The sequence below is a fragment of the Hungatella sp. L36 genome, assembly GCF_014288035.1.
Window position 1 is genome coordinate 311,909 of the sequence record NZ_JACOPC010000005.1, and the last position, 25,911, is coordinate 337,819.

Here is a 25,911-nt window from a genome sequence, read left to right on the forward strand (position 1 = left end):
TAAGCACTTCTAAACGTGCAGAATTTTTCTAAAAACCAGGGAAAATTCCCAAACTCGCTGCGCTCAGACAACTGAAACCTTTTTCACGCACCAGAGGCGCAGGACCATACGATCCTGCGCCCCCGGCACACATTGCATTGCTAAATAAAAGGTTAAAAATCAACTTCTTTATCATAGTAACAACAGGTTAACAGCTTCTCCATTTCGGCCGGTGTAATCGGTCTCGGATTGGATCCGGTGCATGCATCACCGACTGCCAGCTCTGCTACTGACGGTAATTTTTCATTGAATTCTGTCTCATCGATGATTCCGCCTTCGTACTCTTTGATGCAGGTTGGAATATTCAGCTTCTCATTCATCCCGCGGAGTTCTGCGATCAGCGCAGCCACAAGCTCCTCATCGGTGGAACCCTTGAGGTCAATGAAACGTGCAATCTCAGCGTAACGCTTTGCCGCTTCCGGTTCTTTCGCGTTAAACCTGATTACTTTAGGAAGATACATGGCATTGGCACATCCATGTACGATGTGGCCGCCGGAATATGCGGCGCCCGTCTTATGGGCCATGGAATGAACAATGCCCAGAAGCGCGTTGGAGAATGCCATTCCTGCCAGACACTGTGCATTATGCATGCGGTCACGGGCAGCCATGTCTCCATTATAGGAATCGATTAAATCGTTATGTATCATCTTGATGGCATGAAGCGCCAGCGGATCGGTATAATCACAGTGGAGCGTGGACACATACGCTTCGATAGCGTGTGTCATGGCATCCATACCGGTAAACGCGGTCAGCTTGGCCGGCATCGTCTCAGCCAGATCCGGATCAACAATCGCTACGTCCGGAGTGATGTTGAAGTCAGCCAGCGGATATTTGATACCCTTGTTGTAATCTGTAATTACGCTGAATGCCGTTACCTCGGTAGCAGTACCGGAGGTTGACGGAATCGCACAGAATCTTGCCTTTGTACGGAGTGTCGGGAAGTTAAACGGAATGCACAGATCTTCGAATGTGGTATCCGGATATTCATAGAATGCCCACATCGCCTTGGCCGCATCAATCGGAGAACCTCCGCCGATCGCCACGATCCAGTCCGGACCGAACTCGCGCATCATCTCAGCGCCCTTCATAACGGTATCCACGCTGGGATCCGGTTCCACACCTTCAAATAACTTCACTTCCAGGCCGGCTTCTTTTAAATAGTCGATTACTCTATCGAGAAAGCCAAAACGCTTCATAGAGCCGCCGCCTACTACCACGATTGCCTTATTTCCCTTTAAATTCTTAAGCTCTTCAAGGGCTCCTTTTCCATGATACAGATCTCTTGGTAATGTGAATCTTGCCATAGTAAAATCCTCCTCGCCATATTTTTATGCTGATCTTATTGTAGACTCAGGGAGGAAAAAATACAAATGTAAATTCCCATATATCAGTATATAAATATCGATATATAGATACTGATTATAGCTCACCCATCAGGCCTGCCTTTACCTGCTCCAGCTCTTCCAGAAACAGCCGTTCCCATTTCCCCATCTTATAACCATTTCTGTAGACGAGGACATCGCGGTACCGGTGATTTCCGTCTGCACACGGCTTTTCGGTCAGTCCGTGCTGCCTTAAGACAGACGGCGGCATGGGGGATACCCACATATAGGTGTCGCTGTTCTCATGGAGAAGCCCCATCTGGGTTCCCCTCTCGAAGATATAGATCCTGTTGGCCGGCGGGCTGTCCGCGGCCTTAAATTCCCGATGGCCGGAGGTGCTGCCGTCTCCATGGGTGATCTCGATGTAGGGCAGCAGATCGCCTGGCTCTATATGGCCGGCTAAGGCCAGGGGATGGGCCTGCGACATCAGGAGGCGTTCATCGTATTCCAGCAGAAGCTCCGTCTTCAGCCCGCATTCCGCGGCCTGCTTGGCGTAATATGCCTCTGCGGACGGCTTGTAGCGGATGATCCCCAGCTTATACTCTCCACGGTCCACATCACGCAGAGTGTCGGCGGAATTCGTCTCCCGAAGCCATAGATTCATGCCTTCCTTCCGGTCAATCCGCTTCACGAACAGGGAAAATGCATAGCTGATATAGCTGGCCCGGGGCATGGACAGGGCGAACTCCACACCACCTGCCTTCGCAGGCTTATAAAGCGCCTCCATCTCCTCTAACTGAGCCAGCACATTTCTCGCATATTCCAGAAAGATCCTGCCTCTGGCCGTAGGGACGACCCCCTTGGGCGTCCGCTTGAAAATGGGTGCTCCCAGGCTTTCCTCCAGCGTCTTTATGGCCTTGCTCAAATTCGGCTGGTCCATGTAGAGATTTCCGGCCGCCTGAGTGATGGATCCGGTCTTTTCAACCTCCACGGCATATTGCAGCAATACAGTATTCAAACACCATTCCCCCTCACTGCATCCTTATCCGTTTCGTAGAGATATTTTGACAGTGCCGCCAGAGACACGGCCATATTCTCATTCTGAACCAGCACGTGATCCGGTACATTCAGATGAATCGGCGCGAAATTCCAGATGGCTCTCACACCTCCGTCCACCAGCCTGTCACACACCTCCTGCGCGGAATCCGCCGGAACTGTGATAATGCCGATATGGATATTCATTCTCCGGCAGAGATTTTCCAGTTTCTCCATGGGAAGAATCATCTTTTCCCCTACCTTCTGCTCTGCCTTTTTGGCGTCTCCGTCAAAAGCCATGACGATCTCCACGCCGTACTGCTCAAACCCGCGGTACGATAAAAGCGCCTTTCCAAGGGAACCTGCGCCCACCAGAACGGCCTGATTCGTATTATGGTACCCCAGAAATTCCTCAATGTCATCGATCAAATCCTTAACTACGTAACCCGTCTTCGGCTTCCCCGCCGAACGCGCCACCATAGCGATATCCTTTCGGACCTGAACCTCATTCAGCTGCAGATCCAGTGCAATCACCGGCGCGGAGATATTGACAAGCCCCTCGGAATCTCTGCGCTCCAGGTAATGATGATACACAGGAAGGCGTTCCAGCGTCTTTCTGGAAATGCCCCCAACCAGATGTTTTTTTTCTTCCATGACTGACCCCTTTGCTAATCCAGCTAACCGCCTGTTCCCTAAAACATCAGGCTGCGGCAGCGATTGATACAGGCAAATATCTCCTGACGCCTCGGCATACATAAATTAACCGGCAGATATCCGTCTTCCGCCAGTGCCGCAAGGCCCTCCGCCGCAACCTTCTTTTCCAGCAGGTCCACGATCTGAATCAGATTCCGCCTGCCATCTATGAAATGCGTTCCCGCATATTTTAACAGATATCCCAGCGCCGCGATCTGCTCCGTATCCGCAATCTGTTCCACAAAACGAAGCTCCACCACGTCCCGGTCAAACTGCAGGCTGTCACGGCCCAGAACCTTCATCTTAAACCGTTCGTCCCTGCCTCCGGTCTTAAACTTCTTCGGTACCCGTTCAAAGGAAACCGGAGTTAATTTAAGCGACTGGACGCCTTCTCCGAACCCGGCAGCGGCCTCCTTCGCCTCTTTGGTCACTTCCTTCGGCACATAGCAGTCCATCTGTATGACACGGTCCGCCACATGGAAATAGGCGCCCGAGCTTCCGGCTACCAGAATCGTGGAGATTCCCTGCTCGTCATAAAGCGCCCGGACCCGCTCCACAAATGGTGTAATCGGTTCCTGATCCCGGTGCACCACCATCTGCATCAGCTCGTCCCGTATCATGAAATTCGTCGCACTGGTATCCTCGTCCACCAGAAATATCTTTGCTCCGCTCTCCATCGCTTCCACCACACCGGCCGCCTGCGACGTACTTCCGCTGGCATCCTCGGTGCAGAACCGTTTCGTATCCCTCCGATCCGGAAGATTCTTTATAAACAGGGAGATATCCACGTTCTTGACGCTCCGTCCATCCTCTGCGCGCAGCTTCACCGCCGACGCTTCCGTGACGACGTACTCCCTGCCATCTCCGGCGATATGATTGTACACGCCCGACTCGAGGGCTGAGAGAAGCGTGGATTTGCCGTGGTAGCCTCCGCCCACGATCAGAGTTACACCCCTGGGGATGCCCATCCCCTTAATCGCCCCTGCATGAGGAAGCTTCATCACCACTTCCATCGAAGATGGGGACGTAAATGGAACCGCCTTCGCCATCGGCCGGTCCGATACCCCGGATTCCCTTGGAAGAATGGATCCGTTCGCCACAAACGCGGTGAGTCCCATGGCAGAAAGCAGCCGTCTCGCTTCCTCCTGGTCCTCCGCCAGTTCAGAGACTTCTTTCACCTTCTCCTTCTCTGCAGCCGGATAGGTTTTATAAAAACACGTTCCCGCCACGCACTCCGGCAGAAATTCAAACAGAATCTTAATCAGTTCCCCGGAATTGATCGTCCTTCCGTTCGCCGGAAATCCGACTTCCATTCGGATCAAAATGCCTCCATCCTCCGGATCTGCCACACACGCGGTTCTCTCCAGAATCTCCTGGCCGCACCGGCTGACTGCGATCAGCCCGCTCTTTCCCGAACCTCTCGCCTTAAAATTGTACCGTTCCACCTTGGCGGCGAATTTACGAAGCAGCAGGTCCTGCAGCGCCACCCTTTTATGACTCAGGTGATAGGACTCTGCCGGAAAACAGGCTTTCTTTCCCTCCACCCGGATGCTGACCCTGGACGGCGACGCAAACGGGTCGCCCTGCACATGGTCGATGCTTAAGGTAAAGTCCGGAAACTGGTAAACACCCTTCGCTCCCTTGTAGGCAGGATATCCCTTCCGGTCAACGGAACGGAGAAATTGTCTCAAATCTTCTGCTGATTTCATTTTTCCGTCCTTTCCCCAGTCTCGTTACCGACCTGATCTCCATCACCGTTCTGCTCTCCAACATCGGGAACCACTCCCTCGTGAAGATCGGTGATAAACATGGCATCTCCAAAACTAAAGAAACGATAGCGCTCTCTGATGGCTTCCTCATATGCGTTTAACACGTGCTCCCTGCCTGCCAGAGCCGAAACCAGCATGACGAGTGTGGATTCCGGAAGGTGAAAATTGGTTATCAGGCAGTCCAGCGTCTTAAAACGGTATCCCGGATAGATAAAGATCTCCGTCCATCCGCTCCCCGCCTTCAGCACGCCGTCGTCCGTGGAAGCAGACTCGACAGTACGGCAGCTGGTGGTTCCTACGCAGACAATCCGACCTCCGTTCTTCTTCGTATCGTTCACCTTCTTTGCTTCCGCCTCGTCCACAATATAGAATTCGGAATGCATGTGGTGCTCCTCGATCTCATCCACTTTGACCGGCCGGAATGTGCCGAGCCCTACATGAAGCGTTACATGGGCGATCGCGACTCCCATAGCCTCGATCTCCGCCAGCAGGTCCTTTGTGAAGTGGAGTCCCGCCGTGGGGGCCGCTGCCGATCCCTCATGCTTTGCGTAAACGGTCTGATAGCGGGTCTGGTCCTTAAGCTGGTGAGTGATATACGGCGGAAGCGGCATCTGGCCCAGCCTGTCGAGAATCTCCTCGAAGATCCCCTCGTAGGAAAACTGTATCAGCCGGTTTCCTTCCTCTACAATATCCACCACCGTACCCGTCAGCAGCCCGTCGCCAAAGGTAATCACCGTGCCGATCTTCGCCTTTTTTCCAGGCTTCACCAGCGTCTCCCAGATGTCATTCTCCCGTCTTTTTAAGAGCAGGATCTCGATCTTCGCCTCGGTTCCTTCCTTCACGCCGAACAGTCTGGCCGGGATGACTTTCGTGTCGTTGATGACAAGGCAGTCTCCCTTCCTCAAATAAGAGAGGATATCGCGGAACGTCCGGTGTTCAATTTCTCCCGTCTTTTTATCGAGAACCAGAAGCCGGGAAGACGAACGGTCCTCCAGCGGGTCCTGCGCAATCAGCTCCTGCGGCAGTTCAAAATCAAAATCTTTTACATTCATGTCTCTTCTCCTTAATCTCAAAATGCTTCCCTGCACGGTGCCACGCAGAGAAGCATCTGTTGTTATGTATGTTTTGTCATTCGTTTCCGGACGTTTAGTCTCCGTTTACCGTCACTTCATTTCCGGAAGCTTCTACTTCGTCTCCGCCGTCGGTGCCTTCGCTCTGAACGGATTCTCCGGATTCTCCGTTTTCTCCGCTCTCACCGTTTTCCCCGACGCCTTCTGCCCCTTCACCGCTCTCTGCCTCTTCACCGCTCATCAGTGCCTGATAGACAGCCAGAAGGTTGGAATCCGTTTCCAGTGCGGTACGCAGGCCGACATTGACTTCTTCCGCCATACTCTGCACGGCCTCCGACTCGTTTACTTTGGCCATGTACGCCCCTTCCTCCGGAGTGACTTCCGCCATCATATGCCAGCTTCCGTCCGCTCCCCGCTTCACAAAGCAGGCAAACAGGCTCGGTGCCATGGTATCCGACTGACGGAACTTGATCTGAAACCTGGTATAGACCACCAGGGTATTTTCCTCAGGGCCGTTCACGCTGTAGCAGGCAATATCGTTATAACTCTGATAGTATTTTACTTCTTCCTCCATACGAAGGCCTTCTTCTCTCAGTTCCTCCGGTGAAGCGCTGTCTCCGTATACCTCTGCAAGACCATTGATATCGCAGGTCCTTCTCGCCTTAAAATAAGCCTCCATCAGGCTGCGGATCTCTTCCCCTGCCTCTTCCAGATGATATGCGGTGTCCTCTGTGTCCCCTGTCTTCTCTTCTTCTGTCGCTTCCGCCGTTCCGATTTCGATCTGTGAAACAGCTTCCGTCGATTCTCCCTCTTCCCCCTGCGGCCTGTCCGCCACAACGATCACAATAATCAGGATAATCACAACAAGCGGAATCACCATAAACTTTAAATATCGGATGGTTTCTTCATCTGCAAGACGTTTTTTTAAGTTTTCTAACAAGTCCTTCATACGGGCCTTAACCTCCTGGAGATTCAATCTCCGTTTTATTCTAACAAACTATGATATAAAAATCAATAAAAATAGTCTTGCAATTCATAAGAAAATATAGTAGAATATGAAAGATGCATCTGTAGCTCAGTGGATAGAGCAGTGGCCTCCGGAGCTGCGTGCGTAGGTTCGATTCCTATCAGGTGCATTCCTGTTAATTACGGAAAAGCAGGCCGGATACCTTGATTTTACTTGGTATCCGGCCTGTTTTTTTATTCTCTTAGCCAATCTGGTCACTTATTTTCGGTAGGTATCCGCATTCGCTGCATCAACCGCATCCCACATCCCGTCAGGAAAACCATTTCTGAGCCATGGCCACCAGTTATCACGGCCATCCGCTTCCGGCGCGATCCAGTCAGGATAACGGCCATCACTGCCATATTCAAAGTGATACCCCTTGTTCAGTCCATTCCACGTTGCATGCATATCGTCAGCATTTGTCAGCCAGCCGCGCTCTATTCCTTCCACCCATGGCCACATGGAATGTGCAACCCAGTAATCATGGCCGAAATTATAGTCTTTAAATTTCTCGTAAAAATCATCCGTCTGCGGGAATGCATACCCGGCTGCCGGTTTTAATCCATTCGCTCTCGCCTCCGTGGGAGTCATCTGCACACCGCGAAGATCATTGCCGTCCCAGCCAGTTAAAACGATTTTGTTAAAAATAACATTTTCCCCATTAACCGTCTTTGTCTCCGTTCTGTAAGTCATGGATCCGTCTTCATGTTCAATTGCAGATGTCGTATCATAGATAACCGCCTGATTCCAGAGACGGATATTTAAATCCTGTGCGCCTGCTGCGTCATATAAGGCGGCGGCATCTGCCGAATCAACAAGGCTTCCTCCATTTTCCTCCGAATAATACGCCCTGGTTCCATCTTCATGTTCAATATAAAGCGCATACTCAAAGCCATGCATCAACTGCCTCCAGTCTGTAAGCGTATCTTCCTCAAAGCCGTAAAACTGGTAAACGAGCACCGCTCCGTTGGGATTCAGTCCGCCATGCTGCACCTGGTAGACATATACTGACGCAATGTCATAGCTCTGCGTAAACGCTTCTTCTGCTGCGCCATCTGCGCCGGAAACCGCCTCCCGATTCACGGTAATAACCATATTGGTATAAACTGGCGTAAATGCCATCTGAACATAGGGAACCGCGATTTGTGTCTCCGTCCCTTTACTGTAAACATAATAATCCGAGTCTGGCGTCAGCCTTAGTTCATCCCCGTATTGGCTGTACAGCGTCACGGCAGCATCAGAAGCTGTCAGCGCCGACGCATCTACGCCTTCCGGCCATGTAACATAAAAATCGTCCTGCTTCGTATCACATAAGACCGGTTTTCCTTCATAATCGGCTCCGATCCACGTCCATACCGGCCCGTTCTCTGCCCCGGCTTTCCGGCTCATCTCCGCTCGTCAGCTTCACAGAATCCCCCGATAGTTCAAATACCAGTTCAGAGGAGTCCGTCCCACGGTTCCCCGCTGCAGTTTCGGCCGCCGAATCGGTTGATGCCGCTTCCTTCTTCCCATCATCAGAGGAAGCGCCGCACGCCGTCGCTGCCAGGATCAGAGCACCGGCAATAACAGCCATTGTATTCACTCCAAAAATCTTCTTCTCCACTGTATTTTCCGTCCTTTTTATTGTTGTCCGCAGATTGTGTCAATCCATGCGAATAATTCCTGCAAATCATAATCTCCGCTGTGAGGAATTCCCCAGGGCAGGAAAAAATCCACATCATACCCTTTATTTTCAAGTAAAAGGGCTAAGATAACCGGAATTGCGAACGATGTATCCCGGTCAAATGATCCGTGACGGATTCGCCAGTGTTTTGCCGTATCCGCATTTCCAATGTACTGCGTGGGATTCAGCATACGAATGAGCTGCGCGGGAGCCATCTCTGCCTCGGTCTCCGTGTGCTCCATGGAAAATTCAGAAAAATGCCTGGCTTCCATTTCCATAGAGCCAAATTCCTCATTTTCAGGACTCTTAAGATCTATAGCGTCAAAAGCTGGGGCCGGTTTCATCCGGGTAATCGCTTTCATATATGCCTTCCAGTCCAGCCCGACCGCACTTTCTCCCAGAATCGTCAGAGCCGGAAATGTATCCACAGCGCTGCCAGGCGCTGCCAACCCTGATAAATGACTGGCAGTGCCATGAAATGCCAGTTCCCTGCTGGCTGATTTTAGGATCTGTCCCTTTATATATTCCAGAAAACTTCCCTCACCATTATTATCCAGCTTCAGGCTGTTTCCATTTTCATCTTTCAGATTCAGGCTGTTTAAGTATGCCGGAAATCGGTTTTGTAATTCCTGTGACAGCTCCATCTGTCTGTCCGTCATCGTGCCTTCTTCCGGGATCCGGATTATCCCATTTTCAGTCTTCTGATGCCGGGTACGGTAGTAATCACGGATACCTCCAAACTGCCATTCATAAGCCGCGTCGGCATTTTCCAGATTATGAATTGGGCAGTAGCAGTTTGCAGCGAAAACATCGTCACGTTCGTCTGCCGCCCCGATTTCCTTCAGGTAAGGAACGTAATCCTGACTGTTTCCGGCAGCGCCGGCCAGCGCAGACAGCGCACCTCCCGCACTGGTCCCGCTGGTGATGATCCGTTCGGTATCTCCGGGAATCAGACTTCGATTATGGCGTATATACCGGATAACCGCCTTCATATCAACAATCAAAGCCGGCGCTTTGCCCACCATTTTCCCATCATACTGTCCGGTATCATCGGCCTTTCCCCCCTCAAAAAACTCTGAATTTCTCTTTCCCGAGGTTCTTCCACGCACACCACCGGAGACAACTACACAGCCATGCTCCAGTGCCGTAAAGATCGAATTGGGCATTCCGGTTCTTATATTCAGCCCCGGCTCATCCGCCGGCCCCGGCAGATAACCGCCTACCGTATTCGGTATAAAGATTGGAGCGGTATCCTTCGTGTATCCGCAGACCGTTCCCCCCTGGCCGTACGCCTCGGGAACAAATATATTCAGCTTCTGGACAGGGTCGGCCGGCCGTTCACAGTATACAATTCCAAGATAAGCTCTGCAGGTGATTTTTTTACCAGCCGCTTCATACGTTCTGGTCTCACCTCTCTCTGCATCAAATTTTAAGTTGTCATTCATTTTTATTTTCTCTTCATATTCTTTATAGTCCTGCTTCATTACAGAAGCTTCTTCGCCTTGTCGTTATTATAGATCACCAGTTCCGCAGCAAATGCAAAGATACAGCCTGCTGCTACACCGATACAGTACTTGATCAAATCCGTTGTACCGCTCGCTGCGCTTACGAAGTTGGGGAAGGAAAACAGCCCGCTGCCGCCAAACATATAGATCCTGGTTCCCAGCAGCCCCAATACGGCGCCGCCTACGCAGCCTGATAAAATATTTAAGTATAATTCTTTTTTCAGCGGAATTAATACCGAATACATCAAAGGCTCTCCCACTCCGCAAATCTGGGACAGAGTTCCCGGAAGTGCCAGATCCATGACCTTCTGATTCTTATGACGAGCTGCCGCTATACAGATTGCAATTCCCTGTGCCATACCGATCATCGGTCCGATGCTGCCGCATGCCAGCATATAATCAAAGCCCTGAACAGCAATCGTGGAAAGCCCCAGAGAGATAATAACCCAGTGCAGTCCAAACATAACGAGAATACCAAAACCCCCGCCGATCAGTGCGCCTGCAACAATTCCGCCGATCACTGGAATATTGTAAAGGAATGTAACAAACATTGCAATCACACCACAGATCCCCATGGAGACAGGTCCAATTACCAGGTATGTAAACACTACTGTGACAAGAAGAACAATAACCGGAGTCAGGATTCCCCTGATAGCCGCCGGCAGACTCTTTTTCAGCGCCTTCTCAAGCTTTGCCGCCACATATACTGCAATAATGATCGGAATAACGCTGGAGGTGTATCCGCTTCCAGGCATGACGATAGGAATTCCCAGAAATGTGTTATAATAGCTCATTTCAAATGCAGTTCCAGCAAAAACAGTTCCGGAAACTGCCAGATTGGAAGCAATATTGACCATACTGGGATAAACCAGAGTCGCACCGATGGCAGCGCCCAGAATTTCATTCATTTTAAATTTACGCGCCGCCGTAAATCCAAGTATAATTGGCAGGAAGTAGTAGAAACCATCACCGATCGAATACAAAAGCATATACAGACCGCTTGTGTCACTGACCCACCCCAGCGTCAGCGTAAGGGCAATCAGTCCCTTGATTATACCGGCTGCCGCCAACACGTGTAAGGTCGGCGCCAGAACACCGGATATCGTATCCATCAGCCGGTTGATTATCCCTGATTTCTTCTCTGATCCCACATCTTTATCCTCTGATGTATCATCTTCAACCATTCCGCCGCCTGGAACCCCCGTCTGTTCCATAATGGCTTCATAGACTGACTCGACTTTATTGCCGATAACGACCTGGTACTGGCTTCCTGAATTGATGACTTTCAGAACACCAGCCGTTTTTGAGAGCACGTCGGTATTGGCCTTACTGTAGTCCGCCAGATCAAAGCGCAGTCTCGTCATACAGTGCGTAAGCCCCTTAATGTTTTGTTTTCCCCCAACCAGCCGGACAATATCTCCGGGCAAAGTTTCATAGTTTGCTGCCATTCCATCTTCCTCCTCGTTTTCTGAATATTATATTTATTTTTGTTGTATCTCATAAATATATTATACATCATCGTTCCTATTTTTAAATACTTGTTTTGCATAAATATTTTATTTATTTTTGTGTATATTTACTAAATTATTTATTTATAGTTGTTGTAAAACTTTGGTTTACAGAAGTGATTTTTATTTTATAATATGGTAATATAATTGTATCACTTATATTAAATGGATGAAAAATGATTTGAACTAACGGAAAGGAATGATAAACTTCATGAATGTCATTCAGATTATGGAACAGAAAAAAACAGAATTTACCCCCAATGACCAGCTCATTTATCAGAAGATCTCCAAAGATCCCGGCAAGATTGTTCAGATGACTACCAGCGCGCTGTCCGACGCCTGTGGTGTCTCCCAGCCCGCGCTCACAAGATTCGTAAAAGGACTTGGTTACACACGGTATCAGGATTTCCGTGCAGATCTTATCGCATGGCTTGCCGAGCAGAGGACACAGCAGATGCCGGACTGTGATCACCTGGAATATTTCTCAGTTATGAACCAGCTTCTGAGAGAAGCGGAAAAAATCCTTACAGATTCTTATATGCGCGACCTTGTCTGCTATATCAATCAATTCAGCAGGGTATTTACCACTGGCGTTTCCAAGAGTTTTCAGCCCGCTTCTCTTCTGGAAACACTCATGATTAAAACAGGACGTTTCTTTCACGCGGTTCCCAATGATAATATCTCTGAGCTTAGCGATTCAATGAATGAAAATGATCTTCTTATCGTCTTCTCCGTGAGTGCCAAGCACTCTCTTCTGAAATCGTTGTCCGGTTCCGCGGGGAAAATCATGCTCGTTACCGTGACCAGTTCCCATCCCTATCAGGAGCTGATTGACCGCCAGGTATTACTGCCGTATATTCCTCCAACACCAGAAGAAAGTGCAGTGTCACCGGTTTTATTCGATATGTTCGTCGAGATACTCTGCAGATATCTGACGCACTGAAAAACGTAAAAAAGCCTTCTAACCCAAAAACGATCCTCAGGTTAGTAAGGCTTTTTCATTTTCTTTTTGCTTCAGGATGCTATTTCTTAAAAAATCCCGTTACCGTATCCCATATCTTCACAAACACATTTACAATTCTCTGCCACAGCCCGACATTCTGCGGAACCGGTTCGATATCAACTGCGTTCGTATTCACATCTTCTTCGCTGATCTCCTCTGTGCGCAGAATAATCTGAATGCTGGCCGGAGACGGATTCTTATCCGAGGTGAAGGAAATCATGGACTGAGACGGGTCCATTTCCAGCAGATTCGTATCGTCCTCGATCTTATCCAGCTCATCCTTTACACTGGCTCTCAAGTCCTCGTTGGCATCCTTTAATTTGTCGCTGGTGCCCTTGGTATCCGCAGCCTTTTCCAGAATATCGATCAGGCCGTCAAGGGTCTGCTTCGTACCGTTTTCCACCGCGCTCCGGTTGGTCCTGGCCGTGTTCTGCACACTTCTTAAGAGCGCAATCACCTGACTTGTGCCGGAACTCATCTGATCGAGGGAGGCGGCCATGTCATCAAGCATCAGGTCAAAACCGGCTTTATCTTCATTGACAGTCCTGTTTAAATCATTGACGTCGCCGATCAAGGTCTCGATCCGGCCCATGATGGAGCTGATCTCCCCGGCCGCGTCCTGGCCGCTCTCAAGGCCGTCGTCCAGGCGGATTCCAGACAGTGTGCGCTCCAGATCACTCACCATGCCCTGAAGGCCGGAAACCACAGGGAGAAGCGCCTTGGCCGCTGCCGCCAGCTTCGAAAGGCTGGCCGCGTCTCCCAGGCCATTTCCGTTAATCGCATCCAGCTGGCTGCGCAGGCGGTCCACGGCATCGGAGCCGACAACGGACTCCATATCATCCAGAATTCCATACGTCTCCTCCAGCAAATTGCTCAGCGTCTCCTGCTGCTCCGCCAGATCTTCCTCATCCAGTTCCGCAGGGATACCTCCGGCCGTCTGTATGATATTCTGAAGCACTTCATTGATCTGTTCCAGCTGGTCATCTATAATCTGCAGATGATCCAGAATCTCGTCCCTGTTGGAATTATTCAAATCATCCCGCAAATCCCCCAGAGAGTCCTCCAGATCACTGAGTTTTCCTGCCAGATCAAAGAAGTCATTGCCGGAGCTTCTCAGAGTCTTCACGATGGCGTTGATTCTCGTGTTGATTTCATCCAGAGACTGCTTATTCGTATTGATATCCGGAGCCAGCTGGCTGATTTTTTCATTGACAGCTTCCAGACTGTCCAGGCTGTTATCCGCGTTGGCTATGATTTCGTCCTTTGACGCGTCCAGACCCGATCTCGCCTTCTGCAGATCCTCCAGGCCCGCCTGTGCCACATTCATACCGCCGCTGATCCGGTCCAGGGTATCCAGGATTTCATTCATACCATCCAGCAGCTTATCGGTGGAATCCCCCACTGTGTCCTTTACCTCTTTGATATCGGTGATCTCGCTCATCTGGTCCAGCGTTCCGGGAATCATCATCATGATCAGGCCCATGGACTCGAAATTCGTCGTGCTGATCCCGATGTGAAAGGTCTTCTCCTCCCCTGGGACCGCGGCAAAAATCACAACCTTATACGTTCCTAATGCCTGTGTCTGAGAGCCTGGCGCCTCCACAGCGTTTACATCTTCCATATTAACCATGGTCGCCACCTGAAGAAGCATGTTGTTGCGGTAGTACTCCTTTGCATTCTCATTCGGAATGCAGTGGACCTCCATTTCCACCAGTCCATTGGCATGGACCAGGTCCTTTGCTTCCTTTGGAATACCATTTAGTTTATAGGACACGTCAAAATTCCACGGGAGAACCACCTCGTCGTTGTTCAGCTGGCACTCGTAGTAAAACCGCTCCTTTGAGTCCTCCGGCAGCTGCCAGGTGACTCCGTCCCCGCTGATCACCGGTTCCGCGTAATTAGACATATTTGTTACATCTGTATAAGTTCCATAATCCGTAAATGTTCGAAGGCCGTTTAAGGAAACTCCCTTCACCACACTGCTGTCCACCTGATTTCCGTAATAATCCAGGTTCACATACAGCGCCTCATCCGTGGCAACCGCGGGCGGTCCCGCAAGGGCGCTGCCTGCCATGGACATGCCGAGCATCGAGCTGATCAATGCGGCGGCGGTAATTTTATATCTGATTTTTCTTCTATTTCTCATTTTCCTTCACCTCATCCTCAATATTCTTTGACGGCTGCTCCGCTTCCATTTTCTTCTCTTGCTTCACGGGTCCCATCTGCTCCGCTTCTATTTTCTTCTTTGGCTGCCCCGGCATCATCTGCACCGTTTTTTGCTTCATCTGTTCCTTTAAATCCCGTTTCTTCTGCTTCATCGCCTGGCGCGTTTCCTCTATCTTAATTTTCTTAGCTTCTTCCTTCATCAGCAGCGGATCCGCCATGGTCAGGAGCACGGGCAGCAGAAACAGTACCATCAGGACGCTGATCAATGCCCCGCGTCCGATCAGATGACCCAGACCGCCGATAGCAGCCACAGAGGAGACGAAATACAGGCCGTACCCCGCAATCGTCAGAATTGTCCCCGATGTCAGTATGGAAAGGGCGCTTCGCGACACCGTATGCTTGATCGCCCGTGCCTTTTCGGGATACGTTCTTCTCGCATCCATATAATTATTCGTCATCAGAATCGAGTAATCCACCGTAGCACCCAGCTGCAGGCAGCTGACGATAATATATCCCATATACAGCATGCTTTCTCCCGTAAAGTACGGAACTGCCATGTTGAAGAAGACTGCCACCTCGATAGGAATCAGGACGACAATCGGGATAATCAGCGATTTAAACGATATCAGAACCACCAATCCCACGCCGAGGATTGACAACAGGTTGACGAAATTGTAGTCCGCCGTAATAATTGATTTGATATCCTGCGTGGAAGGGATCACTCCCGTTATATAGGAGTCCTCCGGATAATAGCTCCGTACAATGGACGTGATCTCATTGGTACACTGGAAAGCAAAATCGCTCTCATCCGAGGTCTTTACATAGATCATAATTCGGCTGTAGTTGTCCGTGTGCAGCAGGCTCGTTGCGCTCTTTGGAATGATTTTTTCCGGAATTCCCTCCGGTATGGTGCCCGCCAGGGAGGTCACCGATTTCACGTAATACAGATCGTCCAGCGCATCCGTCAAATCCTTCTCTTTCACCATGCTGGTGTTCGGAACCACGGCCAGAATCAGATTGCTCTTGCCGAAGCGCCCGTTGATCTGCTGTTCATCCTCATATACCTTCGTTCCGGGGCTGGACCCGAGAGCGCTGTTTCCAAACGTAAATGAGTTCATATTCTGGGCTGTAAATGCAGGAACCACAAATAGAAGCACGACTCCCAGAACCACATACCGCACTCTGTAGACCACCTGTCCCAGACCATGGAAGGAAGGCATAAAGGACTTATGCTCCGTCCGTTTAATCCGGTCTCCCCAGCGAAGCAGGAGCGACGGCATCAGAAACAGCACGGTAATCAGACTGACCACGATTCCCTTCGCCAGAACGAAGCCCAGGTCTTTACCGATACTGAAACGCATCAGCATCAGTACGACGAACCCGATAATGGTGGTGGCGCCGCTTGCAAGAATAGAGGGCAGTGACTTATGTATCGCGTTGGTAATGGCGGTAACGGGATCATTTCCTTTGGCCCGCTCCTTTGTAAACATGTCGAGCAGGAACACCGAGTAATCCATGGCGACGGCCAGCTGCAGAATCGAGGCCACGCTGAAGGTCAGAAATGATATGGTCCCCAGAATCAGATTCGTTCCCATATTGATGATAATGGCAATTCCCATGACCATCAAAAACATGACCGGCTCAAACCACGAAGTGGTCGTGAGGCATAAAATAACCGCAATCATCACCACACCGAGAGCCATGGCAATGCTGATTTCCCGCATCAGCGTCTCATTTAAAGACTTATTCTGTACTGCGGAGCCCATGAAATAGCCCTTGTCTCCTGTGAGGGTCTGCATCTCATTGATGGCAGATTTCGTCAAACTGCTGGAATCGCCTTCCTCAAAAATGATATCCATTACCGCATAGCCGTCTTTATAGTAATCCTGGATATCGTCGTAGTTAATAAAGATATTGGCGTTGTACACATCTGTCGTCGTATCCGCCCACATAACCATGTCCACGCCGTCAATCTCCGCGATCCGGTCCTTATAGGCCTTGGCTTCATACAGCGTCACCGGCCCCACCATCACCCGGGCGGTTCCCGGATAGCCGAACTCCTCTTCCATCCGGTTTAAGCCTTCCTTGGCAGGCGCCCAGTCAGGCAGGTATTCGCTCAAATCGTAATTCACATGCACAAAACAGGCAGATATCACCGAAAGAATCACCGCAATGGCAAAAATTTTCTCGATCCATCTGCCTTTCTGTACAATCACATCAACCATACTAAAACGCTTTTTCTGTTTTTTCTCTCTTATTTTTCTCGTCTTCACAGCCATCACCCTTTTCAAATCTTTACGACCTTAACAATAATACCATTTTGACTTTTTGTAATTATACAATTTATTTAAGTTGGATGGTTTTTAGACAAAAACAGAAATATGTCTAAAAATAGATAAACCGGTCGTACAAACGCTCAAAAGCCTCTTGACTCTATCACAATGTCATGGTTTAAGATCAGGATAACACGATAAACAGAATCACGAAAAGCGAGGTGTACTATGAAACAAATCATTGAACTGAAACACCACTCCCACGACTATGAATGCATGTGGAATGGAATCGAAGATCTCTATATGAATGAAACAGGAGAATCTCTCCCGGATGGATTTTTCTTTCTGCTCTCCGACTTTGGCTCCTTCTGCTACCGAAAAACAGACAAATCAGACTTGAAACGCATGGTAGCCCTCGGCGACGGCCGGACAAAACACATGTATGCATTTCTGGCACCGATCGCAGGGTTCACCTACGCACACCATTCCTACAGCACCTTTGAACGGGCGCTGAAAAAGGCGAAAGAGGAAATCGACGCAGGTCATCCCGTCGTATTGGGGGCTCTCGATATGTACTATCTCTCCTATTATCCAAAGCTTTACCATAAGGAGCACATTCCCTTTCATTACGTACTGATGACAGGATACGACGACGATCAGCGCCTCATCTGCCTCTATGACTGCGGCCGGACGCAGCTTCTCACCCTGGGATACGACGAACTGAAAAACAGTATGAACTGCAGTTATCCAGGATTAAGCAGTGAAAATACGATCTGTACGGTCAGAATGACGGAAAAAAGGAGCAAGAACCAGATTGCCTCCGAAGCTCTGGCGCTTCAAAAAGATCATTTTCTGAATCCGCCCGCTTCCTTCCTGGGATACAAAGGCCTTGAAAAGATGATCCGCGAGCTTCCCGACTGGAAAAAACAGCTGACAAAAGAAGAGTATGACAAAATCCTGCTGAATATGGTCACATTTTTTGGTACCGTTCCCACAGTTCCCAATGCGCTGAAGGGAATCGCGGAGCCGGATGAAATACGTTACCGGGGAACATTCGACAAAATGGCCCAAATGCTTGTCGAAATCGGAACGGATTGGTTGGTAGAAAACGGTATGGTGCAGTCGGAGGAAGGCGGTATGGTGCGGCAGGCAGGCTGGGTTGAAGCAGCGGATTGTTTCCACAGATGTGCCGATTATATTGAGGAGATATCCATCATCATCATCCGTTATCTGAGTGGAAACGGTGATGAAACGGACCATTTTCCGTCCCTTTTCACCTCTCTGCTGGAACAGTTAAAGAAGGGTTACTCGCTGCTTTAATCCGGCTTTTGCCATGTCCTGTTCCTGATTAGATCCTAATTTTTTTCATACCTGTATAGAAAAACGCCCGAACAACCTTACCGTTCGGGCGTTACAAACTATTTTTATTGAAATTAAAAGAGTAAGCTTCCAATCTGGAACACAAGCACCGCGGCTCCCCATGCGGTCAATAGCTGAAACAGAACCATTCCCAGAGTCCATCTTGTAGAACCGGTCTCTTTTCGTATGGTTGCCACCGCAGCGATACACGGAGAATACAGCAGGCAGAAAATCATCAGCGCATAAGCATTGACCCCGCTAAAACCAATGGAGGACAGAACTCCGGAGAGCTGGTTCATGCCTCCGGCCGAATTAATGTTTCCAATTCCAAACAGAACGGAGAAGCTGGATACCACGACCTCCTTAGCCGACAGGCCGGATATCAGCGCCACCGCGATTCTCCAGTCCCCAAGGCCGGCAGGATTCAGAACCGGCACCAGAACCCGTCCGATCATAGCGGCAAAGCTATTGGAAACATCCTCCACAAATCCGGACGGTCCGCTGTTCAACACAAACCACAGGACAATGGAAGCCAGGAATATGGTGGTTCCCGCCTTGCTCAAGTAATCCTTTACCTTATCCCACACATAGATGGCCACCGTGCGCATATTCGGCGTCTTATACTCGGGAAGCTCAATCAACAGGGTATCCTCTTCCCCGCCCTTTGACATCCGGTGCGTCACATGGGCCACCGCTATGGCCATAATGAGTCCGATCAGATACAGGGAATAGGCCACGATCAGCGCATGCCGCGGGAAAAACATCTCCGCAAACAGAACGTAAATAGGCAGTCTGGCCGAACACGACATAAACGGTGTGATCAGAATGGTTCTTCTTCTGTCCTTTTCACTCGGCAGAGCCCTGGCCGCCATGACGGCAGGCACGGTGCAGCCAAAGCCTAACAGCATGGGTAAAAATGCCTTGCCGGAAAGCCCTACGCGCCCCATCGTCTCATTCATGACATAGGCAACTCTGGCCATATAGCCGCTGTCCTCCAGAAAGGCCAGCGCCAGAAACAGGATAAAGATATTCGGCAAAAATGTCAGAATTCCGCCGACACCGGCCACAATGCCATCCACAACCAGGGAGGTGATCCATTCCGAAGCATGAATATTCTGAAGGAAATACAGCGTACTGCCCGAGAGCCAGTCGAGACCGACTTCAAAAAATCCCTTTAAGAAATCACCGACAGTGAACGTCAGAAAGAATACCATTGCCATGATCCCTAAGAAAATAGGAATTCCCCAGATTGGATGCGTTAAAAACTCGTCAATCTTATCGGTCGATGCGGCCTTTGATTCCTTGTTGACCAGACACTCCTTTATGATCTCTTCTATGTAATCGTATTTCTGATTGATAATCTCTTTCTCGTAATTATGATCAATGATGTTATTTAAATCTACCGGATGATCATTCCATACAGTCTCATCGTATTCCATAAATTTGATGGCATGCCACCGTAAATTGTCCATCTCCCCATAGTGGGCCTTAAGCACCGTCTCCACCTTGGAAATCTTGTTTTCGATCCGGGGGGTATACTTGACTACCGTGCCCTGAGGACCTTCCTCGTAGTGGTGAACCACGGCGTGCATCAGCACATCCAGGCCGGTACGCTTTCTGGCCGATACCGGTACGACAGGAATGGAACCCAGCATCTCAGGAAGGCGGTGCAGATCAATTTCCATCCCGCGGTCCTCCACGATATCCATCATATTCAAAGCCAGGATTACCGGTTTCTTCAGTTCCAGAAGCTGAAGGGTCAGGTAAAGATTTCGTTCCAGTGAAGAGGCATCCACTACATTAATGATGACGTCGACTTCCCCATCCTCGATACATTTTCTTGTGACTTTCTCCTCAATGGTATAGGAAGTCAGGCTGTAGATTCCTGGTGTATCAATGACACGGATCGGCCGTCCTTTATAGCTGGTCTCACCTTCCACCCGCTCCACGGTAACTCCAGGCCAGTTTGCCACCTTTAATTTTGCTCCTGTGAAGGCGTTGAACAGCGTTGTTTTACCACAGTTCGGATTTCCGACGAAGCCTACGTTAATTATCCTATTATCATCACTCATGGTCTGCGGCCTCCCTGATCTCAATTCCCTCTGATATTCTGCGCCCTAACGCCAGACGGGTACCCCTTACCTTTATAATCACGGTCCCGCTGCCTTTTTTATTCATCAGGGTTACCGGCGTCATCTCGTTGACGCCGAGGGCCTCCAGCCGCCTCGTAATCGTGTCATCCACCATTACGCTGTAGACAATATATGTCTTACCTATTTCGCCTTCGTGCAATTTCATTCTGTTCTCCTCCGGACTGCCGTTTCAAATGCATTTCCCCTATTTTATAAAATGGAAAACCCAGGCCTCACAATCGCTGGCCTGGGCACCTCATATATTCCGGCGTCCATAGAAATTCTACACTTATTGAGAATTATTGTCAATATCAAATGCTACTGACTTTCTATGATTTACGGATAGTTTTCTGGTTTTATTTACTCGTCCAGTTCCTGGAGCATCTTTTTCACTTCCACCATACGGTCACGCAGCCTTGCGGCCTCCTCGAAGTTCAGCTCTGCTGCCGCCTGATGCATCTTCTTCGTCAGCTCCTTCGCCAGTTTCTCCAGTTCCTTTTGGTCCATGGATTCCGGATCCTTTTCAAAGGACTTCTTGTCCTCAATCGCCGCCTTCGAGATAGCGATTAAATCACGGACTGACTTCTTGATGGTCGTCGGCGTGATGCCGTGTTCTTCGTTGTACTGCTGCTGAATCGCGCGCCTTCGGTTCGTTTCTTCGATCGCCACCCGCATGGAATCCGTGATAGAATCCGCATACATGATTACGTGGCCCTCAGAGTTACGCGCCGCACGCCCGACCGTCTGGATCAGAGACGTCTCCGAACGGAGGAAGCCCTCTTTATCCGCATCGAGAATCGCTACCAGCGTAATCTCCGGAATATCAAGGCCCTCACGCAGCAGGTTGATTCCGACGAGTACATCGAATACATCGAGACGCATATCACGGATAATCTCCGAACGCTCCAGCGTATCGATATCGGAGTGAAGATACTTCACCCGGATTCCGATCTCCCTCATGTAATCCGTCAGGTCCTCGGCCATACGTTTTGTCAGCGTTGTGATCAGAATCTTGTGCTTATTCGCGACCTCCTTGTTGACCTCCGAGACGAGATCATCGATCTGGCCTTCCACCGGACGCACCTCGATCTCCGGATCCAAAAGTCCCGTAGGCCGGATAATCTGCTCCACCCGCATCATCTCATGGTTCGCCTCATAGACAGAAGGCGTGGCCGACACAAACATCATCTGGTCGATCTTCGACTCAAATTCCTCAAAATTCAGCGGTCTGTTGTCCAGAGCGGAAGGCAGACGGAATCCATAGTTGACCAGGGTCGTCTTCCTGGACCGGTCTCCCGCAAACATACCGCGGACCTGAGGCAGGGTGATATGGGACTCATCCACGATAATCAGGAAATCATCGGGAAAATAGTCGATCAGTGTGCAGGGCGGCTCTCCCGCCCTGGATGCGGTTAAATGCCTGGAGTAGTTCTCTATACCGGAACAGAACCCGGTTTCCCGCATCATCTCCACATCAAAGTTCGTCCGCTCGGAAATTCTCTGCGCTTCCAGCAGCTTATCTTCGCTCTTAAAATAAGCCACCTGTTCATTAAGCTCTGCGAGTATCGTCTGAGTCGCAAGCTCCAACTTTTCCTTCGAAACCACGTAATGGGAAGCCGGGAAGATCGCAATGTGTCCCAGCTCCGTCTTCCCTTCGCCGGTAAGCGAATCGATCTCCGTAATCCGCTCCACCTCGTCCCCGAAGAACTCCACCCGGTAAGCGTCTCCGCCCGAGTAAGCCGGATAAATCTCCAGCACATCACCTCTTACGCGGAAACTGCCTCGCTTAAAATCCATATCATTTCGTGTATACTGGATGTCGATAAGCTTGTGAATTACCTCGTCCCTGTCTTTTTCCATCCCAGGCCGCAGGGAAATTACCATCTCCTTATAATCGATAGGACTTCCCAAACCATAAATACACGACACGGAGGCCACAATGATTACATCCTCCCGCTCAGACAACGCAGCCGTGGCGGAGTGGCGCAGCTTGTCTATCTCGTCATTGATGGCAGAGTCCTTTTCAATGTATGTGTCTGTTGAAGGGACGTAGGCTTCCGGCTGGTAGTAGTCGTAGTAGGAGACAAAATACTCGACCGCATTCTCCGGGAAATATTCCTTAAACTCGCTGTAGAGCTGTGCGGCAAGGGTTTTGTTGTGGGCAATGATGAGGGTAGGCTTCTGGATTCGCTGGATGACATTTGCCATGGTGAAGGTCTTTCCAGAGCCCGTAACCCCTAGTAAAGTCTGGAATTGGTTGCCTTCCTGGAAGCCTTTTACAAGGGCTTCAATCGCCTGCGGCTGGTCGCCGGTGGGCTGGTATTCTGAGTGTAATTTGAACTCCATTTTCGCTTTTTCCTTCCTTGGTGACCACTTAAAAAGTTCGCCTATTAGGCAGAAATTCGTAAAAGAAGACCGTTTTGAGTTGCCTAATAGACGAACTTTTGCCATTTTACGAATGAAGGTCACCAAAATGCTATTTTCTTAACTCCGCAACACTATATAAACTCAATGAAATTAGTAATACCAAATGTCACCAAAATTATAACATAGCGGAAGGAAAAAGTATAGGCGCAAGTAGGAACATTTGTTCTTTCCCCTGCGCCTTGTTTCATTTTGAGAACCAAATTGATATTTGATTGAAACTACTACTGCCCTTAATTTTTAAACATAATCTTCTGCCGGAACTTCGATTTCCAACAGTTCTTCCTCAAACTGCTTGTCTACCTCCTTTATCGGAAGCACCTCATCTATGAACGGCTGAATTTCATCTACACAGTCAGCAATAATTTCCCGGTTATCACCATATACATCTAAAGTGATTAGCTCCGTTGCATGTCCCATTAATTTGGATACTGCTTTGGGATTAAAATTATTTTTCAAAAGCAGTGTGCAGAAGGTACTGCGTAAATGATGCCACTTTATATCCGGCAGGTTGTTATCCGCTAATAGTTTTTTATAATATTTCCAATGGAAATCCTTGCTTCGCGGTTTCCCGTAGTTAGAGCAGCAAACATATCCTGAATCCTGAAACTGGCTTCTCCTGCGACTCTTATTTCTCTCATACACCTCCCTCTGTTGCAGAATCGCCTCAAACACATAATCTGGTATCGGAATATCACGATAGCTCGATGGGGTCTTCAATCCAAGTTCCTGTTTCGTAAAGGTTTTAGGTGGAAAGTCTTCTTTTTTTGTGTTGATTTTCTTCCCCAACTGCCGGCGAAGCTTTAGTGTTCGGTTAATATAGTCAATATCCGAATATTTCACACCGTTGATTTCCCTTCTGCGAAGTCCCATTAATACATTAAACAGGATCTGCATATGTATCGGCGTGTCCCTGCTGGCCTCCAATAGAATCAGAATCTGATCCATTGTCAGGGTTTTCTGTGTGTCAATACTGCGGGCATGATATTCCTTCTTCTTTACCGTTTTAGGAAGATTGATACCAACTGCCGGATTCTCCGCAATGATTTTTTTCGCTACAGCATAGTTCATAGAGACATTCATCACCGTTTTAACCAGCCTTGAGACCGATACAGAATATTCTGCACGGTCGTTATACAGCTTTTGAACATCTCCACGGTTAACGGCTGACATCTTTTTCTTTCCAAGGATTGGAATAATGTGGTTATACACGATATTGGAATAAGCAGCATAAGTTTCTTCGCTTCTTACCCTCTTGCATATATCCTCCTTTAGCCAAAACTCTAAAAAGTCACTTACTTTAACATTCTCATATACAATATAAGTTCCAGCATGTAATTTACCTATTGTGTTATCCCTGGCAGCATTAGCCTCTTTATCTGTCTTAAATCCCGACTTTTGCTGAGTTCTTTCAGTACCATCTATGTATTTTAAAACAACACGGTATCCGAATTTTCCCTTTATAGGAATCACTGGCTTTACTTCCCAATCCACATACTGCTGAAGGCTCAAATCAATTATCATACTGCTCTCCTTTCCACAGGAACGAATGCTTGATTCATAAATGCCAATATATTCTCGTTTTCATCCATTACATCACAATAATATTCAAACGTTGTGTGGACAGAGCCGTGCCCAAGTAATGCAGATATCTTAATCAGTGGAACCCCCATCTCAATCAGAATTGTTGCATACATATGCCTTAATCCATGTACCGTGATATGCGGAAGGCCATTCTTGCTACAAATTCCAGTTAAAGCGCTATTTAAAGCTGACAAACTATGTAGTTTTCCATTTCTCTGACAGCTGATATAATCATTGTCATCATATTGACCGGCATACACTACCTTATTGGACTCCACAAGTCGTCTCCGTTTTTCCAGTTCTTCTATGATTATGGCTGGAACCCGCAAAACCCGGAAACTGTTTGGTGTTTTTGGATCTCGTTCAATCAGCCCATAATTGTCTATTTTACTTCCACTCCCTTTTTTTATAAGTGGATCTGAAGCAATCTGCCTTCTGATAGTTACAGTCCTTTTCTCCATATCCAAATCACTGAATTTAAGTCCAAGAATCTCGCCTTTTCGTAAGCCACAGAATAGCCCTAACAATATTTCCAAATACCAGTTATTTTCGGAAGACGCTTTCAGCAGGACCTTGATTTTTTCTTTACTCAGAATTGTTATCTTTGGCTTTTGTCTCTTATACGGCTTTGTGCCAGTAACCGGATTGGTTTTAATATACCCACCGATTACTGCCTCTTTCATTGCCATATTTAGAATCTCCCGCCCTTTATTTCCTGCAGAGGCACTGACCTTTGCTACCCGCTCCAACAATGCATCAAGATACTCTGCATTGGCAAACCGGACCTTGATGTCGTACTCAATATTCGGCAGGATTAAGTCATAAACCGCATATGCGCCTACCATTCTGGTTGTTGTTTCAATTCTTTGAGAGAATATCTCCTCAAACCAATAAATCAAATAATCCTTAAGCGTGACTTCTGTATTGATTTGATGTGCCAGATGATAGGCCCGATACGCCTTTTTAAACTCATCTTCGTGTCGCCTATAGCTCTTATCAGCCTCTTCACTGGTAGCAAACCCGCCCTTTTTGCTGTACTTTATCGAACCATCGTCCTGAAGTATCTTGGTACGGTGATACCATGAATTATTTTCAAAAAAAGCTGCACTATTCTGTGGTTTTCTTTTCAACTATCTCACCCGCCTTAACTAATTCCGTCTAGCCAGTCATCAAAAGATTGTTTGGGAACCCTGAAAAGCTTTCCAACTTTAAGGACCCGGAACGGCTTTTGATTCCTATACGCCTCGTCCAAAAAGGTATATGTTTTGCTCCTCCCAATCCCTAAAATCTCCTGGATTTCCTCTGCGTTATATACTTTTTTATCTTTCTGTAAAACTTCTATCGCTGTCACCCCCTTTAC

The 25,911-nt window shown here is 48.7% G+C and carries 19 protein-coding genes and 1 tRNA gene; 3 read left to right on the plus strand and 17 right to left on the minus strand.

What is annotated here, in order from left to right; genetic code table 11:
• Nucleotides 1-152: 152 nt before the first annotated feature.
• The 6 genes from H8S80_RS15055 to H8S80_RS15080 all read right to left on the minus strand — a co-directional run bounded on the left by H8S80_RS15055 (nucleotide 153) and on the right by H8S80_RS15080 (nucleotide 6,877).
• Nucleotides 153-1,343, minus strand: coding sequence for an iron-containing alcohol dehydrogenase (locus H8S80_RS15055; protein WP_002602413.1), 1,191 nt, complete (start codon nucleotides 1,341-1,343; stop codon nucleotides 153-155).
• Nucleotides 1,344-1,458: 115 nt separating this feature from the next.
• Nucleotides 1,459-2,379 (minus strand): LysR family transcriptional regulator, encoded by a 921-nt coding sequence (locus tag H8S80_RS15060; RefSeq protein ID WP_117632914.1) that lies wholly within the window; start codon nucleotides 2,377-2,379, stop codon nucleotides 1,459-1,461.
• On the minus strand, nucleotides 2,376-3,050 hold the full coding sequence (locus tag H8S80_RS15065) for a redox-sensing transcriptional repressor Rex (RefSeq protein ID WP_002602411.1): 675 nt from the start codon (nucleotides 3,048-3,050) through the stop codon (nucleotides 2,376-2,378). Before H8S80_RS15065 ends, H8S80_RS15060 begins: the two co-directional genes overlap by 4 nt.
• 38 nt (nucleotides 3,051-3,088) lie before the next feature.
• Entirely contained in the window at nucleotides 3,089-4,798 is a 1,710-nt protein-coding gene (locus H8S80_RS15070; RefSeq protein ID WP_117632913.1) for an ABC-ATPase domain-containing protein, read from the minus strand.
• The gene (gene queA, locus H8S80_RS15075; RefSeq protein WP_117632912.1) at nucleotides 4,795-5,910 is read right to left on the minus strand and encodes a tRNA preQ1(34) S-adenosylmethionine ribosyltransferase-isomerase QueA; all 1,116 of its coding nucleotides are present in this window, start codon (nucleotides 5,908-5,910) and stop codon (nucleotides 4,795-4,797) included. The genes H8S80_RS15070 and queA overlap by 4 nt, the downstream gene beginning before the upstream one ends.
• 94 nt (nucleotides 5,911-6,004) lie before the next feature.
• Nucleotides 6,005-6,877 carry a hypothetical protein gene (locus H8S80_RS15080; protein ID WP_117632911.1) on the minus strand — a complete coding sequence of 291 codons (873 nt, stop codon included), beginning with the start codon at nucleotides 6,875-6,877 and terminating at the stop codon, nucleotides 6,005-6,007.
• A 115-nt stretch (nucleotides 6,878-6,992) separates the two neighbouring features.
• Between H8S80_RS15080 and H8S80_RS15085 the strand changes: the two genes are divergently transcribed.
• A tRNA-Arg gene (locus H8S80_RS15085) sits at nucleotides 6,993-7,064 on the plus strand.
• Between the two features lie 89 nt (nucleotides 7,065-7,153).
• Here the strand turns inward: H8S80_RS15085 and H8S80_RS15090 are convergent.
• From H8S80_RS15090 to H8S80_RS15100, 4 genes are read right to left on the minus strand one after another with little or no spacing between them, the layout of a single operon-like run.
• The gene (locus tag H8S80_RS15090) at nucleotides 7,154-8,323 is read right to left on the minus strand and encodes a hypothetical protein (protein ID WP_243007970.1); all 1,170 of its coding nucleotides are present in this window, start codon (nucleotides 8,321-8,323) and stop codon (nucleotides 7,154-7,156) included.
• Nucleotides 8,262-8,537, minus strand: coding sequence for a hypothetical protein (locus H8S80_RS34280; protein WP_243007969.1), 276 nt, complete (start codon nucleotides 8,535-8,537; stop codon nucleotides 8,262-8,264). Before H8S80_RS34280 ends, H8S80_RS15090 begins: the two co-directional genes overlap by 62 nt.
• 17 nt (nucleotides 8,538-8,554) lie before the next feature.
• Nucleotides 8,555-10,081, minus strand: coding sequence for a subtype B tannase (locus H8S80_RS15095; RefSeq protein WP_117632910.1), 1,527 nt, complete (start codon nucleotides 10,079-10,081; stop codon nucleotides 8,555-8,557).
• Nucleotides 10,081-11,550: a PTS transporter subunit EIIC gene (locus H8S80_RS15100; protein ID WP_117632909.1), complete on the minus strand. Its 1,470-nt coding sequence runs from the start codon at nucleotides 11,548-11,550 to the stop codon at nucleotides 10,081-10,083. The genes H8S80_RS15095 and H8S80_RS15100 overlap by 1 nt, the downstream gene beginning before the upstream one ends.
• Before the next feature lie 271 nt (nucleotides 11,551-11,821).
• On the opposite strand from H8S80_RS15100, the gene H8S80_RS15105 reads away from it, so the two are divergent.
• Complete coding sequence (locus H8S80_RS15105; protein ID WP_002602404.1) at nucleotides 11,822-12,553, plus strand: MurR/RpiR family transcriptional regulator; 732 nt, start codon at nucleotides 11,822-11,824, stop codon at nucleotides 12,551-12,553.
• 79 nt (nucleotides 12,554-12,632) lie between these two features.
• Here the strand turns inward: H8S80_RS15105 and H8S80_RS15110 are convergent, their stop codons facing one another.
• A complete protein-coding gene (locus tag H8S80_RS15110; RefSeq protein WP_117632908.1) occupies nucleotides 12,633-14,759 on the minus strand; it encodes a coiled-coil domain-containing protein in 2,127 nt (708 codons plus the stop codon).
• Nucleotides 14,749-17,058 carry an efflux RND transporter permease subunit gene (locus H8S80_RS15115; protein WP_117632907.1) on the minus strand — a complete coding sequence of 770 codons (2,310 nt, stop codon included), beginning with the start codon at nucleotides 17,056-17,058 and terminating at the stop codon, nucleotides 14,749-14,751. Before H8S80_RS15115 ends, H8S80_RS15110 begins: the two co-directional genes overlap by 11 nt.
• A 222-nt stretch (nucleotides 17,059-17,280) precedes the next feature.
• Here H8S80_RS15115 and H8S80_RS15120 point away from each other — a divergent pair, with 222 nt between their 5' ends.
• Entirely contained in the window at nucleotides 17,281-18,372 is a 1,092-nt protein-coding gene (locus tag H8S80_RS15120; RefSeq protein WP_117632906.1) for a BtrH N-terminal domain-containing protein, read from the plus strand.
• A 113-nt stretch (nucleotides 18,373-18,485) separates the two neighbouring features.
• Here the strand turns inward: H8S80_RS15120 and feoB are convergent, their stop codons facing one another.
• The 5 genes from feoB to H8S80_RS15145 form a co-directional block, all read right to left on the minus strand.
• The gene (gene feoB, locus H8S80_RS15125; protein WP_029466913.1) at nucleotides 18,486-20,483 is read right to left on the minus strand and encodes a ferrous iron transport protein B; all 1,998 of its coding nucleotides are present in this window, start codon (nucleotides 20,481-20,483) and stop codon (nucleotides 18,486-18,488) included.
• Nucleotides 20,476-20,709 (minus strand): FeoA family protein, encoded by a 234-nt coding sequence (locus tag H8S80_RS15130; protein ID WP_002602399.1) that lies wholly within the window; start codon nucleotides 20,707-20,709, stop codon nucleotides 20,476-20,478. Before H8S80_RS15130 ends, feoB begins: the two co-directional genes overlap by 8 nt.
• 194 nt (nucleotides 20,710-20,903) lie before the next feature.
• Nucleotides 20,904-22,889 carry an excinuclease ABC subunit UvrB gene (uvrB, locus tag H8S80_RS15135; RefSeq protein WP_117632905.1) on the minus strand — a complete coding sequence of 662 codons (1,986 nt, stop codon included), beginning with the start codon at nucleotides 22,887-22,889 and terminating at the stop codon, nucleotides 20,904-20,906.
• Between the two features lie 318 nt (nucleotides 22,890-23,207).
• Nucleotides 23,208-24,491 (minus strand): tyrosine-type recombinase/integrase, encoded by a 1,284-nt coding sequence (locus H8S80_RS15140; protein ID WP_006775568.1) that lies wholly within the window; start codon nucleotides 24,489-24,491, stop codon nucleotides 23,208-23,210.
• Nucleotides 24,488-25,681, minus strand: coding sequence for a site-specific integrase (locus tag H8S80_RS15145; protein WP_006775569.1), 1,194 nt, complete (start codon nucleotides 25,679-25,681; stop codon nucleotides 24,488-24,490). Before H8S80_RS15145 ends, H8S80_RS15140 begins: the two co-directional genes overlap by 4 nt.
• Between the last annotated feature and the right edge of the window lie 230 nt (nucleotides 25,682-25,911).

Excerpts from the sequence above, each read along its gene's own strand:
- H8S80_RS15055 (WP_002602413.1), bottom strand. The coding sequence starts at position 1,343 with ATGGCAAGATTCACATTACCAAGAGATCTGTATCATGGAAAAGGAGCC.
- H8S80_RS15065 (WP_002602411.1), bottom strand. The coding sequence starts at position 3,050 with ATGGAAGAAAAAAAACATCTGGTTGGGGGCATTTCCAGAAAGACGCTG.
- H8S80_RS15070 (WP_117632913.1), bottom strand. The coding sequence starts at position 4,798 with ATGAAATCAGCAGAAGATTTGAGACAATTTCTCCGTTCCGTTGACCGG.
- queA (WP_117632912.1), bottom strand. The coding sequence starts at position 5,910 with ATGAATGTAAAAGATTTTGATTTTGAACTGCCGCAGGAGCTGATTGCG.
- H8S80_RS15080 (WP_117632911.1), bottom strand. The coding sequence starts at position 6,877 with ATGAAGGACTTGTTAGAAAACTTAAAAAAACGTCTTGCAGATGAAGAA.
- H8S80_RS15090 (WP_243007970.1), bottom strand. The coding sequence starts at position 8,323 with ATGAGCCGGAAAGCCGGGGCAGAGAACGGGCCGGTATGGACGTGGATC.
- H8S80_RS15095 (WP_117632910.1), bottom strand. The coding sequence starts at position 10,081 with ATGAAGCAGGACTATAAAGAATATGAAGAGAAAATAAAAATGAATGAC.
- H8S80_RS15100 (WP_117632909.1), bottom strand. The coding sequence starts at position 11,550 with ATGGCAGCAAACTATGAAACTTTGCCCGGAGATATTGTCCGGCTGGTT.
- H8S80_RS15105 (WP_002602404.1), top strand. The coding sequence starts at position 11,822 with ATGAATGTCATTCAGATTATGGAACAGAAAAAAACAGAATTTACCCCC.
- H8S80_RS15110 (WP_117632908.1), bottom strand. The coding sequence starts at position 14,759 with ATGAGAAATAGAAGAAAAATCAGATATAAAATTACCGCCGCCGCATTG.
- H8S80_RS15115 (WP_117632907.1), bottom strand. The coding sequence starts at position 17,058 with ATGGCTGTGAAGACGAGAAAAATAAGAGAGAAAAAACAGAAAAAGCGT.
- H8S80_RS15120 (WP_117632906.1), top strand. The coding sequence starts at position 17,281 with ATGAAACAAATCATTGAACTGAAACACCACTCCCACGACTATGAATGC.
- feoB (WP_029466913.1), bottom strand. The coding sequence starts at position 20,483 with ATGAGTGATGATAATAGGATAATTAACGTAGGCTTCGTCGGAAATCCG.
- H8S80_RS15130 (WP_002602399.1), bottom strand. The coding sequence starts at position 20,709 with ATGAAATTGCACGAAGGCGAAATAGGTAAGACATATATTGTCTACAGC.
- uvrB (WP_117632905.1), bottom strand. The coding sequence starts at position 22,889 with ATGGAGTTCAAATTACACTCAGAATACCAGCCCACCGGCGACCAGCCG.
- H8S80_RS15140 (WP_006775568.1), bottom strand. The coding sequence starts at position 24,491 with ATGATAATTGATTTGAGCCTTCAGCAGTATGTGGATTGGGAAGTAAAG.